An 892-nucleotide genomic window follows, 5' to 3' on the forward strand; every position below is an offset into this window, starting at 1 on the left:
CCGCTCAGACTCGGGGTTATGGTTTTCACAACCTTCTTCAAAATATTAAACGCCCCAACCAAGTCTGAATTGAAGACAAGCCCCGTCTCGGGACACTTAAACAAACCACGAAGGAAGCGAGCCCCCTCGTGAGGCCTCCCGCAGACGGGACAACGCTTAGACGTGAAAACCTCGTCCACAACCAAAACCCGAATATCATACTCCCCAGCAACTTCCTTCAAGCGTTTGATAACGTAATTAAACCGCCAGACGTGGGAGAGGAGATAATTCTGCTTTTTACCCTTGTTGGAGTTCCCACTGATGCCCTTCGGATAGCCAACAACAATCCTTGAAACACCCATCTGGTAGAGCCTTTCAACTGTTTGCCTCACCCTCGTGTTAATGTAGTGCCTCGCCTGGAGTTTAGCCTTCAAGTGCATTCCTGAGAGTTTCTTACTCTTTTTAGCTCCCGATTTATTGATTTTGGACTGATACTCTGCTATCCGTTTTTGCCAGTAAAAATCAATGCTCTTAAGCGGTCTCCCGTTCACCAAGAAGCTTTCCCCGTTCTCAACGTAAACGGCCATTAAATTGTTTACTCCAAGGTCAATTCCCGCTGAAAGGTTGCCCAAGGGCTGTCTTGGGAGTTCAACCCACTCTTGACCATAAAGCCTTCCCTCCACCGTGTTATGAAATATGAGCATACCATTTCCGCTTAACGGTGTCGTAAGTTATTTCTAATCACCCTTGCTTGCCCTTTAAGTGTATTCTCCCCTTGAATTGAATTTCGAGGCGTTTGAACTTTCCGAGGCCTTTGAGGATTAGTTTGTTTCCTTCAATTTTGTATTGGTCGTTTCTGAGGACTATTAAGCCTTCTCCCTTGATGTAGTTTGGTGGTTTGGGTTTGAGCCAG

The 892-nt window shown here is 46.2% G+C and carries 1 pseudogene; it reads right to left on the reverse strand.

Annotation, left to right across the window (positions count from 1 at the left end):
• A pseudogene (locus APY94_RS12795) lies at window positions 1-892 on the reverse strand (RNA-guided endonuclease InsQ/TnpB family protein); the annotation flags it as partial.

It is taken from the genome of Thermococcus celericrescens, assembly GCF_001484195.1.
Classification (GTDB): domain Archaea; phylum Methanobacteriota_B; class Thermococci; order Thermococcales; family Thermococcaceae; genus Thermococcus; species Thermococcus celericrescens.